This is a genomic window from Bradyrhizobium sp. 14AA (assembly GCF_054185205.1).
Genome location: NZ_JAVAYM010000001.1, coordinates 1 through 12,726, shown reverse-complemented (window position 1 = coordinate 12,726; position 12,726 = coordinate 1). Strand labels below are relative to the sequence as shown.

At 60.2% G+C, this 12,726-nt stretch carries 11 protein-coding genes; 7 read left to right on the top strand and 4 right to left on the bottom strand.

The features are described from left to right. Positions 1 to 54 precede the first annotated feature (54 nt). Positions 55 to 318 (bottom strand): hypothetical protein, encoded by a 264-nt coding sequence (locus RAD15_RS00055; RefSeq protein WP_458173144.1) that lies wholly within the window; start codon positions 316 to 318, stop codon positions 55 to 57. A gap of 30 nt (positions 319 to 348) precedes the next feature. Further along, positions 349 to 771 carry a hypothetical protein gene (locus tag RAD15_RS00050; RefSeq protein WP_458173142.1) on the bottom strand — a complete coding sequence of 141 codons (423 nt, stop codon included), beginning with the start codon at positions 769 to 771 and terminating at the stop codon, positions 349 to 351. A 396-nt stretch (positions 772 to 1,167) separates the two neighbouring features. Between RAD15_RS00050 and RAD15_RS00045 the strand changes: the two genes are divergently transcribed. Both RAD15_RS00045 and RAD15_RS00040 read left to right on the top strand, forming a co-directional pair. Further along, the gene (locus RAD15_RS00045) at positions 1,168 to 1,449 is read left to right on the top strand and encodes a hypothetical protein (RefSeq protein WP_458173140.1); all 282 of its coding nucleotides are present in this window, start codon (positions 1,168 to 1,170) and stop codon (positions 1,447 to 1,449) included. Positions 1,450 to 1,540: 91 nt separating this feature from the next. After that, entirely contained in the window at positions 1,541 to 1,909 is a 369-nt protein-coding gene (locus RAD15_RS00040; protein ID WP_458173138.1) for a hypothetical protein, read from the top strand. 1 nt (position 1,910) lies between these two features. Here the strand turns inward: RAD15_RS00040 and RAD15_RS00035 are convergent, their stop codons facing one another. After that, on the bottom strand, positions 1,911 to 2,087 hold the full coding sequence (locus RAD15_RS00035; protein WP_458173136.1) for a hypothetical protein: 177 nt from the start codon (positions 2,085 to 2,087) through the stop codon (positions 1,911 to 1,913). Positions 2,088 to 2,908: 821 nt separating this feature from the next. Between RAD15_RS00035 and RAD15_RS00030 the strand changes: the two genes are divergently transcribed. The 5 genes from RAD15_RS00030 (at position 2,909) to RAD15_RS00010 (ending at position 10,575) form a co-directional block, all read left to right on the top strand. Beyond that, entirely contained in the window at positions 2,909 to 4,612 is a 1,704-nt protein-coding gene (locus tag RAD15_RS00030; protein WP_458173134.1) for a TolC family outer membrane protein, read from the top strand. A 320-nt stretch (positions 4,613 to 4,932) separates the two neighbouring features. Then, on the top strand, positions 4,933 to 7,116 hold the full coding sequence (locus tag RAD15_RS00025; RefSeq protein WP_458173132.1) for a type I secretion system permease/ATPase: 2,184 nt from the start codon (positions 4,933 to 4,935) through the stop codon (positions 7,114 to 7,116). Continuing rightward, a complete protein-coding gene (locus RAD15_RS00020) occupies positions 7,106 to 8,353 on the top strand; it encodes an HlyD family type I secretion periplasmic adaptor subunit (RefSeq protein WP_458173130.1) in 1,248 nt (415 codons plus the stop codon). The genes RAD15_RS00025 and RAD15_RS00020 overlap by 11 nt, the downstream gene beginning before the upstream one ends. 302 nt (positions 8,354 to 8,655) lie before the next feature. Next, positions 8,656 to 9,669 carry a transglutaminase-like cysteine peptidase gene (locus RAD15_RS00015; RefSeq protein ID WP_458173128.1) on the top strand — a complete coding sequence of 338 codons (1,014 nt, stop codon included), beginning with the start codon at positions 8,656 to 8,658 and terminating at the stop codon, positions 9,667 to 9,669. A gap of 93 nt (positions 9,670 to 9,762) precedes the next feature. Continuing rightward, on the top strand, positions 9,763 to 10,575 hold the full coding sequence (locus tag RAD15_RS00010; RefSeq protein ID WP_458173126.1) for a hypothetical protein: 813 nt from the start codon (positions 9,763 to 9,765) through the stop codon (positions 10,573 to 10,575). Positions 10,576 to 10,659: 84 nt separating this feature from the next. Here RAD15_RS00010 and RAD15_RS00005 read toward each other — a convergent pair. Then, a partial coding sequence (locus RAD15_RS00005) for a DUF5801 repeats-in-toxin domain-containing protein (protein WP_458173124.1) occupies positions 10,660 to 12,726 on the bottom strand: 2,067 nt, incomplete at its 5' end.

The window sequence follows — 12,726 nt, the reverse complement described above, 5'->3', positions numbered from 1 at the left end:
TCCGGGCCTGGCATCACGGCATCCTTGTCAGGATCGTCCGAGGACCGAAACAGCCTAGTTGATGGTCGGCCTGTTGAGCTGCTTTTCCGCCTCTGCGGTCACGATCTCGGTGTGTGCCACACAGTGCCTTGCGGCCAGCTCGCGAGCGGCCGTTTGATCCTGGTTCCATCCCGGCTCGCGGCGCGCACGCCGTTCTCGATAATCGATCAACCAAATGGTCTCTTCAAAAGTGAGGCCCACGAAGACTTCACGGCTAGCGGAGTCCGTTGCGATCTCGGTGAGGTAGGTCACGTGAGTACGCAGCTTCTCGGCCGTCATACTGTTTCCTCGCCTTTGGCGAATGGCGCGCTATCGGCGCGGTCTTCGCAAGGGAATGACCTGCCCCATGCCCATCGGTTGCGGCGGTAGGGGTGAAGTCGCTTCTGGTATTCGTCTGGTCTTTAACTTCGTCCAGCGCGGCCTGGGCGGATAGCCGTAGAGCACATTGAGCCAGGTCTCGGACGTGGTCGCGCTCGAGAATGGCAATTCGGGGATATCCCAATCAGCATCGCTCTCGTCGCCCGGGGTCATAGGCACGGGAACAGCCGACCCCGCCCACACGATGCCCCCCTCGGGCAACTTGACGTATTCACAGCGATCCTTGTCCGTCCATTCGTGCACAGAAAGGGCGAGACTTCCGGGATGGTCGGCGAAGAAAATTCCGACGATCTGGTGATTATCGATTAACCGGACAAGATATGCGGGCATGGCCAAATCCGAAAAGTTGAACATTGCCGAATTTTCCCGATCTTGCCAAGCCCCTTCTATTGCCGGTTGAGGCGCTCCTCGCCCGGGGACGCTATCGGAAATCGGCAAATATTTCCGCGAAAGAGGATGGGGATTCATCAAGACATCCCATGAGGTCTATTCCTGTTTTTCCCGCCATATCAACCGAATGGTCGATACTTTCGCGGCGCGGAATTGATACCGGGGATGCGATTCAATGGTTCGAACCGGCCGTCAGCGACCGCAGACCGGAATAACCGGGATTTTGCATCACCCTCCCGGGGGGCTGGAGCAACGCCGTCCGCCGATACATTTCAAGCCGACGGCGCTGTTCGACCATACGGAGTTACCGGGCCCAAGTAGACCAACCACGCGGGCCGCAACCGCTCTTGGTGGATGGCTATGAAAAAAAATGACTTATCCATCTTCGGAATGAAGCGCGGCCTTCATTCTCCGCAGCTCAGCTATCCGCCACAATATTCGCTCGACGACGCCGTCATCAAAATCCGAAAACTGGACGACGAGCTGCTTGTATCTGTCGATCCTCCTGTCGAGGATCAAACAAAGCGCGCACATTCTTTGCAATTGCCTTCGCGGAACATCGCTTTTTTTAATGCCTCATCGACCAACCCAACCAAAATATCAAACGTGAAATTAATGGTCGCTTGTCCTTTTGGACGATAAGCGGAGCGACGCTCACATAGCTGTCGCAACCCTCCGCGATCGCGCCGATCGCCCGTCGAAAGGGCGAAGACGCGCTCAGGCGACAAGACCGATGGATCTGTACGCCCAGCCCCGGGGGACCTGGCCCGGCTTGCTTCGGCGTGCGGCCAGAGCGAAGATGCCTCAACGAACTTTTACGATCGGCATAAATCTTCATACTGAAATCTTTAATCAGCAGGTATTTGCCTTGTCCTCACCTATAGAACTGATCGTCGCCTCTCATGTGGAGTTGAAGGACCGCCGGGCTCTGGAAGAGTTGCGGGAGCACCGGCGTCGGCTGCTTGAGCAGCTACGCACCGTCTCCGGCATTGATCCGACCCGCACCATCGAGCAGGTCGAGGAAGACATCCGCGTGATCGACGACGGGCTCGAGCAACTCAAGCCGCCACCGGGAACGCTGCCGGAGAACGACTGGCGCTGACTCAGACCCGCGCCTTCAGAAGCAGCGTTGTCTGCCGCTCCATTTGAGCTGCGAGCTGCTTGCGTTCGAATTTGAGCACCGCTTGCTCGTCCAGCGTGATGTGCCCCTCTCGTTCGAGAACGTTGATCAGAAAAACCCGGTCTTCAATATGCCGTTGGCGCTTCTGGATGTCCTCCATGACGCTTTCGAGCTCGGCTCGAAGGTCTGAATCCATAATATGTGCCTTTCAATCCCGATCCTGAAAATGGATTCAGTATGAGGGTGAGTGCTTAAGTGATGCTTGAAGCTCGAGTTTCGCCCTGGCTACCCCTTTTTCCCGCTTCCGAAGCGCACCAGGAACCGGCCAGGCGGTATTCTGGTCTGAATATCCCGCTCGCCCACCCGAGGAGGGTCGGCAATTAACAGTTGCAATCGTGATTCACTGGCAAGCCGATACATCCCAGCCGGGTCGAACCCCATCGATGGGCCATCAGCGAAATTCCGGGTCCGTTGCCAATGATCGTCGTTAGGCTGCCCGACTAGACAGCCAAGCCAATCGCCATAAGCGCGGCCTAATCTACGATTCGCTTGGGGAACACGACCCTTCGGCTGATCGTGATGCCAATCCTCAACTGCGGAACTGAGGAAAGCATCCGGACCTGAGGCAAATCCCTGCGGCCACCTGTCCTTTCCCGCCCCCGACGCACTCAGCCTCCATCGATGCCCCGACCGCCAGTCCGCCCGGAGAGATCGTCCTGCAGCAGCAACGCACTTTTATCAGCAGGATCAAGACGCTACCTACAGTTTACACGCACGGATTTGTGCAACGCAGCAGTCGCGCAGGTGACGGGGGCGGAGGTAACGGCCAAGCCAATCCGGGAGAGCTGTCCTACTCGCGCAAACGGGAAGCTCGGTCGATTGCTGCAAGCTGTGACTGAAATGTCATAGGTGAGGTCGTAGCATTTTGCTAATTCTTCCCAGTCAATAATATTTGTTAAAAGACTTTTTATGGTGGGGACCATGAAGCCGGCGCATTTAGCCTTCGCAACGATCATCCTGGCGGCCGCCCCCGCGAGAGCTGAGCAATTTTCGATCAACGATGCCTTGCGTCAGGCAATGCTGACCAACCCCGCGGTAAGCGAGGCGTCCGCGAACCGCCGCGCAACCGAGAGCGAGCTCCGCCAGACTCAAAGCACGCTCCTGCCGCAGGTGCGCATCGACGCCAGCTATGGACCGGAAAAGTTCGACCAGTCGCCCGGCTTCATAGCCCCCAGCATTGCGGTTCCAACGACGGGATCCGGGCCTTGGCGGAACGGGAGCCAGGAATCGGTCGTTGTCCGGCAGCTCCTTTTTGATGGATTCACCTCCATCCACGAAGTCTGGCGCCAGAATGCACGGGTGAACGCCGCCGCAGCACGCGTCAAAGAACGAACCGAGCTTATCGCCCTTGATGCCGCCGAAGCTTACGTCGACGTCGTGCGTTATATGCGCCTGGTGGGCCTCGCCGAGCAGAACGTCGCCAATCACGACAAGATCTTCTCGAACGTCAACTCCCGGTTCTCGGGCGGACGGGCCGGTGAAGGCGACCTCGAGCAGTCGAGAGAGCGCGTCGAGAGTGCGCGCGCGGCCCTGGCCGAATTTCGTCGCAGTCTCGAGGACGCGCGGGCGAAGTACCGCAAGGTCGTTGGCATAGAGCCTTACAATGTGCGCTTCCCAGGCCCGTTGAGGGGGCTTCCGGCCAGCCGGGATGAAGCGCTCGCGGTTACGCTGCGGTTCAACTCAACGATCTCGGCGGCCCAGTCCGATGCCGATGCCGCCAAGCACGCCTTCAAGTCCACGGACGGCCTGTTTGCCCCGAAATTCTATCTCGAGGGTCGGGCGACTCATTACGACAACGCCTTCCCCTACGTTGCGGCCGCCGGCTCGCCCGCCGTCACCCATGAGGACTATAGCGGCAAGGTGGTGATGTCCTGGGACATCTTCCGCGGCGGACAGGATGCCTGGAACCGCTCGGAAAAGGCTGAACGGTTTACGGAAGCGACGGCACGGCACGCCCGCTTGCAGCGCGATGCGTATGAGTCGATCGACAAGGCCTGGAACGCCCGCACGGTCACCCAGACCCGCATTGCGGCGCTGACCAGTGAGCTGGAGGCGGCCCGGAAGACCATCGTCGCCTTCCAGAAGGAATATGAGCTGGGCCAGCGCTCGCTCATCGATCTTCTGAACGCCCAGAACCAGTTCTTCAATGCACAGGTCTCGCTGACGTCGGCGCGGGCGGTTGTGGTGTTTGCCGATTACCAGTTGCTCGCCGCGACAGGCACTCTGATCGAGTATCTGAAGGCCCCTCCCCCTGTCGACGCAGCCCCGACCGATCTGAACCTGTTCGGCCTGCCTGATTACAAGGCGCCCACGTTCCGCTGGACGCTTCCGCAGAGCGGCTCCGAGCCGTTGCGGGTCGCGGTCCCGGCGCCGACGGCGGCGCCAGTTCGCCTGTCCTATGCTGCGACCGAACCCGCCACGTCGGCTTTCGGCGACCGTTTTTCGGGCGAGCCTGCCAAGACGGGCGCGTCAGCCAAGGTTGCCGGCGTGTCTGCCTGGTTTGCCCAGCGGGAAAACTCCGGCGGACCGATCGTGCTTGAGAGCTCGACAAGCCAGCGCAGCTCATACGCCCAGGCAGAGAAACCCCATTGGCTACTGACCGCATTTTCGCCGACGGCAAGGTAGCGAAGTCGATCGACTGACTAAAAAAGCCCGCACAATTTGTGCGGGCTTTTTTATTTCGGCCTCCCCCGATAATGCACGGATAGAATTTCGGCCCCGCGATCGTTAATCCTTAATCGGGACGGTCCAAATAAGTAAATGAATTAACTAGCAATTTGTCGTATCGTCCTGTGACTTTGCCAAGCTCGCTTTCATCGCTTTTCATTTAAGTAAGGCATATCAGCTTGTTGTTCCGTCGAACAAAGAAGTCCTCCGTCCAAGATGCACGACCGACCAGAAGCGGCGAAGAGCACGCGGCACCGGCTCGGCTCGAGAAGGTTGGGGTGAAAGAAGGCGACCCGTTGGTGGATTCGCTCATCTTTCTCGCCGGACATCACGGCAGAGCCGTGACCCGCGAGGGATTGCTCGGCGGCCTGCCAATCCTCGACGGACGTCTGACAGTTTCTCTCTACGACCGCGCGGCGCGTCGTGCCGGCCTGGAAACCGAGGCCACCAAACGAAAACTGCAGGATATCCCGTCTCTCGTTCTTCCCGTCGTCTTGATCATGAAGAACGGAACGACGCTCATCCTGCTGAGCGTCGACGAGGATAGGCGTACCGCCAGGGTGATCGACCCAAGCGGACGACCGCATGTGCCGCAGGTGCTGGGTTTGGATGCCATTGCTGCGGGTTATACGGGTTACGCATTTCTGGTCCGGGCGGCGGCCGAGTCGGACGCGCGAGCCGTCGCGGCTGGGAGCCTTCCCCGGCAGCACTGGTTCTGGTCCGTCGTAAAGGCCCATTGGCGCAACTACGGGCACATTGCGCTGGCCGCGCTGCTTATCAACATTCTGGCCCTGGCCATGCCGCTGTTCACGATGAGCGTCTACGACCGCGTCATCCCGAACGGGGCGATCCCCTCGTTGATCGCTCTTTCCATCGGCATGGGTCTCGCAATCGTCTTTGATCTGATCCTGCGCATGGTCAGGAGCAAGATGATCGACGTGACCGGCAAGACTATCGATGTTGTCCTCGCAGCCAATATCTTTGAGCACGTTATGGCTGTGAAGATGTCGCAGCGGCCGACGTCGGTCGGCATTATTGCCAACCAGCTCAGGGATTTCGATTCCGTTCGCGAGTTCTTCACCTCGGGCAGCGTTGTCTCGGCAACGGATCTGCTGTTTGCCATCCTGTTCGTTGCCGTTCTCTTCGTCGTCGCGGGACCGCTCGCCTGGGTGCCGCTGCTGATGCTGCCGGTGATGATCGGAATTGGCCTCGTGCTGCAGCGTCCGCTCAATCGGGCGATGAAGCGCTTGCAGGCAGAATCCGCGGCTCGCCACGGGGTACTCATCGAATCGCTCGCCGGTCTGGAAACCGTGCGCGCTTCCGGTGGTGAGGCACGGATGCAGACGGCCTGGGAGCGTTCGGTTGCCGCGACGGCCCGATCCGGCGAGGCCGTGCACTTCTGGTCATCCCTGGCGTTGACCGCAGCCAACTCGGCCCAGATGTTCACCAGCCTGCTCCTGGTCGTCATTGGCGTCTTTCTGATCCAGAACGGCACCCTGACGGTCGGCGCGCTGGTCGCAGCCAACATGCTGGCCGGCCGGGTCCTGGCGCCGATTGCGGGCATTGCATCCGTGATCACCCGCGGCACTCAGACTTTCTCGGCGCTCAAATCCATCGATCGCATCATGACCCTGGAACGGGAACGTTCACCGGAACGGACCTATGTCGCCAGAAAGATCGAACAAGGCACCATCAATTTCGACAACGTCACGTTCACCTATCCCAATGCGCCCGGAAAGGCGCTGGACAAGGTCACGTTCAAGATTCAGAGCGGCGAGCGCGTTGGCATCATCGGTCGAGTTGGTTCAGGGAAGACAACCGTCGGGCGCCTGTTGCTCTCCTTCTACGAGGCACAGGATGGCCGCATCCTGGTCGACGGCGTCGACTCGCGCCAATACGATCCCGCTGACCTGCGCACCGGCATCGGCTTTGCGATGCAGGACACCGACCTGTTCTTCGGCAAGCTGCGCGACAACATCACTTTGGGCTATCCGGCCGCGACCGACGAAGAAGTGCTTGCGGCAGCGCGCCTGGCCGGCGTCGAAAGCTTCATCGCGGGCCACCCCATGGGTTACGACATGCCCATCGCGGAGGGCGGACGCAGCCTCTCGGGCGGACAAAAGCAGGCCATCGGCCTCGCCCGCGTCTTGATCCGCAAACCCAAGATCCTGTTTCTGGACGAGCCGACCGCCCATTTCGACGTCCGCAGCGAGAGCGAATTCCTGGAGCGACTGAAGAAGCTCGACGATGCGCAGATGACGATCATCATCTCCACTCACCGCCTCTCACTGCTGTCCATGGTTGATCGCCTGCTGCTGTTCGACAACGGCCGGCTGGTCGCCGATGGACCACGCGACCAAGTCTTGAGCCTGTTGCAAGGCAAGACCCCGTCCGCCGAGCCTGTCACCCCTCCCAGAGTTGTTCAACCCGTCCCGGCTGCGCAGAAATCCAATGTCAGCTGATTTCACCTACGCCAACGATATCCGTGCGGCCGTCCGATTGAGAACGCCGCGAACCTCCCGGATGCTGTTGTGGGCGTTCTTCGCCCTGCTTTCCACATTCCTGATCTGGGCTCACTTCGCCGTGCTTGAAGAGGTCAAGCGCGGCAACGGCAAGGTCGTTCCCTCGCGGCAGATTCAGGTCGTCCAATCGCTGGAAGGTGGGATCGTCGGCGACATCCTCGTCCAGGAGGGCGCGGCGGTCCAACAGGGGCAGTCCCTGATGCGCATCGACGATACCAAGTTCGCTTCCGAGTTCGGTGAGATACGGGAGCGGCGTGCATCGATGGCGGCCCGCTTGGCGCGACTTGACGCCGAAGCGAAGGGGCGCAGCGAGATTGTCTTTCCTGACCAGATTGACGAGGTCGCCCCTGCTGCCGTGGCAACCGAACGCAGCGTCTTCAAGAACCGCGGTCTTAAGGTGGCGCAGGACGTCGACGTTCTCAATCAACAGATCGCAAGGCTGACCCAGACATCGGCCCTGCTCGATCGCGAGCTCGCATTGACGCGCAAACTCTACGAGCAGAAGGTGGTTCCCGAGATCGAAATGCTTCGGCTGGAGCGTCAATCAGCAGAAGCGAAAGGCCAGATCGCCGAGGCCAAGGCAAAGATTGCCACGACGATCTCGACCTTCCGAGCGCAGGCGGACGAGGACCTGGCCAAGTCGAGGGCTGACCTCGCCGTCCTCGACGAGAACATCAAGTCCGCTCAGGACAGGGTGCGCAGGACGGATCTGCGTTCGCCGGTTCGCGGCATCGTCAACAAGCTGAACGTCACCACGATCGGCGCCGTCGTGCAGCCTGGTGCGAACCTCATGGACATCGTCCCGCTCGACGACACCTTGCTGGTCGAGGGCAAGATTAGACCGCAGGACATCGCCTTCATCCGCCCGGGCCAGGATGCCGTCGTCAAGATATCCGCCTACGACTCCTCAGTTTACGGCCATCTGGCCGGCAAGGTCGAGCGGATCAGCGCCGACACGATCCTCGACGACAAGGGCGAGGCGGCGCAGCGGCCGGAGACCTACTATCGCGTGATGGTGCGAACCGACAGGAACCATCTCGGCACAGAGGAAACCCCGCTGCCGATCATTCCGGGCATGATCACGACTGTCGAGATCTTGACCGGCAAGAAGAGCGTCCTGGATTACATCATGAAGCCGGCCCGCACGCTGCGGGATGAGGCGCTGCGCGAGCACTAGAGCGTTTTCGAGCGAAGTGGGTCCCGGAATCTAGAGCCCCGTTTCGATTCCATCGGAACGGAAGCGGGCTCTAGACCCCATCCCGCGATCCGCCTTGCTTAATGCGTCCTTAACGCGCCCCCCCAAGCTTTAGCATTGCTGGTGGGGCGCGGTTCATCGCACCGGCCCATTCCCGGCCACGCCTCCCCGGTTTTAACCCGACTTAAGCGCGCCCACGCGCACGCTGGCTCCCGATAAACAGGTCGGGATGACGATCAGGCGCGCAAAGACGCCGGCGACGTCCCGAAATATGGGGACGGTCAATGAAGTCGCGTTTGGGACGGCGGCGGCAAGGCGTTGCGGCGCTCGCGGCAGCCATGCTGGTTTCGCTCACCGGTGCTGCGACCTCGGTCGCGTTTGCTGCCGATGCCGGGCCGGTCGATCCGACTGAAATCGCGCCATCCGGTGCGGATACGATTCAAGCTCCCGCGACATTCTTCACGATCAACGCGGTGCTGGCCAAGCTGGACCGCGAGCGTGGCCGTGGGCCGAATGCCGTGCGTCTGGCGGCACTGACGCCGCCCTCTTCGACGGCGACGGATGCCCTGCCTGAGGCCGCCTCTCCGGCCGGCCCGCCGCTCGGCAATGAACCCTTCGGCCTCTTCACGTTCCGGGCACCCGACAGCGTGATCTGGCGCAAATGGCGTGCGGTTGAAGACGAGATCGGCAGGGAGCAGGCCGTGCTCGAGCGCTGCCGGGCCGATGCCGCGAGCTGCCCATCCAACGCTGCACAATTCCTCAGGCTCGTCGGCGCCGTTAAAGCGAAGTCCGGGCGAGCCCGGCTCGAGGAAGTCAATCTGGGCGTCAACACCGCGATCCGCTATGTCAGCGATCTCGTCCAGCATCGGGAGCTCGACCGCTGGAGCTCGCCGCTGGCGAGCTTTGCGACGGGCAAAGGCGATTGCGAAGACTATGCGATCGCCAAATACGCCGCATTGCGCGAAGCGGGTTTCCCGGACGCCGACATGCGCCTGCTGCTCGTCCGTGACCGTACGGTCCGGCAGGACCACGCGGTGCTTGCGGCGCGTCTCGACGGCCGCTGGCTGATCCTGGACAACCGCTGGGCGGGCCTGCGGGAGGACAACGGCGAGCTGAACTTCGCGCCGCTGTTCGCGATCAATCACGAGGGCGTACATCTGTTCGCCAGGCCCTACGCCAAGGCCCAGCCGCTCTCGGCCGAAGCCGCGCCCGCGGCCGCCGGATCGGAATGGGCGGGCTCGGAGCCTGCGAACACGGCTGGCGGCGGGTCGCTGAGCACGCTGCCGCTGCTCCTGTGAGGCAAAACAAAACCGCCGAACAAAGCCCGCCGCTGTAGCGGACTAGCGAGCCCTGACATACTATGTTGATCGATTTGATGGGAAGCTTCGCAGATGCCCCCAACCCAGTTATTCATTGCGGTGCCTGCTTACGGTGAAAGCTTTTATACACCTTGTGTTCAGACCCTGTTTAAACTGGGTATCGAGCTCGAACGACGGAGCCTCCGATCCAACCTTGCTGCAGTGTCCTATGCTGATGTTGCCGAAGGCCGCAACGCATTGCTGACGCACTGGTTCGACAAGACGGATGCATCTCATTTGCTTTTCGTTGATGCCGACATGGGCTTTGAACCGCAGCTCATATTCGACATGCTCGAGTTCGATAAACCGATTGTCGGGGCGATCTATCCAAAGCGGCAGATTGACCTCAATCGATTTGCCAAAGCGGTGACTGCCGGACAATCAATGGAAAAGGCGAGCGCGGCCTCGCATGACTTCGTAGTGCAGAAGCCGTCTCGTACCTCAGGCCGAAACGGGTTCGTTCGGGTCGACGGCTGCGGAACGGGGATCATGCTTGTGCAGAGATCCTGCATCGAGGTCATGATAGCGAAGCTGCCAGGGATTGTGGACAAACGGCCGGGGCTCAATCTGGGTAAGAAGAGCTCCCGACTCATCCGGGCATTCGAGTTTCTGATAGTGGACGGACTAAGACTGTCAGAAGACTACTCATTCTGTCACCGTTGGCGCGAAGATTGCGGAGGAGAAATCTGGGCCAACATTTCGCACGCGATCACTCACGTCGGGCTTCGACATTTCACCGCTCGATTCAGCGATGCACCTGGCACCGGCGTTAAGATACTAGAAACACCCATCACGATAATTCCCAATCAGCTGAGGATGAAGAAATCGGGTCCTCCATCGAGCTGATCTCGTATCTGTCGATTGCCCCGTAGACGAATTAGGCCCGCGGAAGACACTCCCGCGGGCCTAATTCTTGGGAATCACATTAGCTCATGCAACGTGAATATTCGCCGCAGCAGGCACGCCGGTGCTCAAGTGTGCCAAGTCAATCTTGTCACTGCCAGTTCCGTTTGCCGAATACCAAAGCTCTTGCGTCGTCGCGTTGAAGAAGAACTTGTTGGTGCTTCCGCTTTCGTTCCACGCACTCGCCGCGTTTTCATTCTGGCCCGTGGCAAGCGAGGTCGTGTATTGACCGGCCGATATCGCCAAGGACTCAGCCGTTGTCAGGCTAAGGCTTGCAATATCGACAACAATTTCGTCCGCTGCAGCGTTGAAGTCCGACAAAATGTCGTGTCCTCCTCCCGACGCCTTCAGCGCAAATATATCGTTCCCCGTTCCGCTAACCAGCGTATCGTTGCCGCTACCACCCACGAGCAAGTCGTTACCTGACGTGCCGGTCAGAGTGGCGCCGCTCGCTACGTTCGAACCGCCAACAAGGTTGACCTGAAGGCTGCTGGTCGCTGTATCAGCATCCGTATCGGTTGCCGTCACATCGAAAAGCAAGTCGGTGCTCGGGATAAGCGTCTCGTGATTGTAGGTAATGCTGTTGACCGTGAACGTAGCACCCCCGCTGACCGTGTGATCGTAATCTACGTCCACCTCGGTGAAGTCCTGCCCAACGTAGAGCGTGTACGTCTGCGTCACGTTATTGAAAGCGGACGTATTGATAAGCGCGACATCCGACGTCTCCTGCACCACGATGTGGGTGTCACCGGAGGCGGGCTTCGGAATGTTGATATCGAATTCATGAACGAGGGTTGCGCCATTATAGACGTCGAACTTGACGTCTGCGGTACCGTTCGACTGCCATTGGGTGAAAATGAAGCTTACCTGCGTCTGCTCCTGAGCAAAGTTGAGGTGCAGATCTTCGTTCGCATCCATTTGCAGTCCCGAGTGACCAACCGCAATGCCGTTGTTTGAAGCCTTGACTTCGAGGAAGTTGCCATTGTTGTCGGTTCCGGTGATGACGAGCTGGCCGTCCGGAGAGGTGAGTGAGGACTGGCCGCCGCCGGACGCTCCGAAATCGGAACCGTTCACCGTGACCTGCGTCAACAGCCCGACGCTTTCGAGATCAAAGGTATAGGTGCCGTTTGGATCAATCAACAATGTGAAGAAGGGATTGCTAAGCGCCCCGGCTGTATCTGTGTAGTAGGCATCCAGTTCCACGCCACCGCTGACAGCGTGGGTCGTGTAGTAGAAAGTATAGTCGTCACCGTTTCCGGTGACGTGCACCGAGGTGATTCCGCCTCCGAGATTCGTCGTTGCCAGGTTGAACCCCGTGCTGCCAACGGAACCGTTGTGGACGGCGACGGCCATCGACGCATCGCCGTCTGCACCAAAGTTGATGTTGTAGGTGCCGTTTGCGACTTGGTTATCCTGAGCGGCAATGATTGCGGTCTGAAAGCCATTCATGATCGGGCCGTCGTCCAGGAACGTCACCCGCGTGCCGAGATCGACGCTCGAGCTCGCCTGGTCTCCGTCATGGTCGGTGATCGTCGCCGACAGCGTCACCACGCCGCTGGCAAGGCTGATCCCTTCGCTGGTGTCCGGATTGGTGCCGGTGTTCTCCTTGACCGCCCGGTCCTCGGTGAACGTCACCTTGCCACTGCCGTCGACCGACAGCGTGAACACCAGCAGATTGCCGCCCGCCGTGCGACCTTCCACCGTCGTGCCGTTCATCACCAGAACGACGTTCTGACCGGTCTGCGCATCCACAAGACCCGTCGACTTGCTGGTGTCGATCGACAGCGCATAGCTGATCGAGCCGGACTGACCGTCCGCACCGGGGTTCGAGATGAACACGCCGGCGAACGACGCACTCGTCGTCGTCTGCGTGAGATCGGGCGTCGTCCCGTTGATCCCGTTGGTTCCCGCCGTCAGGTAGCTCTCGTCCAGCGTCAGCGACGGACCCGTGCCCGACGCAACCATCGTCGGGCCGTCGTCCAGGAACGTCACCCGCGTGCCGAGATCGACGCTCGAGCTCGCCTGGTCTCCGTCATGGTCGGTGATCGTCGCCGACAGCGTCACCACGCCGCTGGCAAGGCTGATCCCTTCGCT

Coding starts and splice junctions, on each gene's coding strand:
- RAD15_RS00045 (WP_458173140.1), top strand. CDS start 1,168: ATGAAAAAAAATGACTTATCCATCTTCGGAATGAAGCGCGGCCTTCAT.
- RAD15_RS00035 (WP_458173136.1), bottom strand. CDS start 2,087: ATGGAGGACATCCAGAAGCGCCAACGGCATATTGAAGACCGGGTTTTT.
- RAD15_RS00050 (WP_458173142.1), bottom strand. CDS start 771: ATGTTCAACTTTTCGGATTTGGCCATGCCCGCATATCTTGTCCGGTTA.
- RAD15_RS00030 (WP_458173134.1), top strand. CDS start 2,909: ATGAAGCCGGCGCATTTAGCCTTCGCAACGATCATCCTGGCGGCCGCC.
- RAD15_RS00040 (WP_458173138.1), top strand. CDS start 1,541: ATGGATCTGTACGCCCAGCCCCGGGGGACCTGGCCCGGCTTGCTTCGG.
- RAD15_RS00055 (WP_458173144.1), bottom strand. CDS start 318: ATGACGGCCGAGAAGCTGCGTACTCACGTGACCTACCTCACCGAGATC.
- RAD15_RS00020 (WP_458173130.1), top strand. CDS start 7,106: ATGTCAGCTGATTTCACCTACGCCAACGATATCCGTGCGGCCGTCCGA.
- RAD15_RS00015 (WP_458173128.1), top strand. CDS start 8,656: ATGAAGTCGCGTTTGGGACGGCGGCGGCAAGGCGTTGCGGCGCTCGCG.
- RAD15_RS00010 (WP_458173126.1), top strand. CDS start 9,763: ATGCCCCCAACCCAGTTATTCATTGCGGTGCCTGCTTACGGTGAAAGC.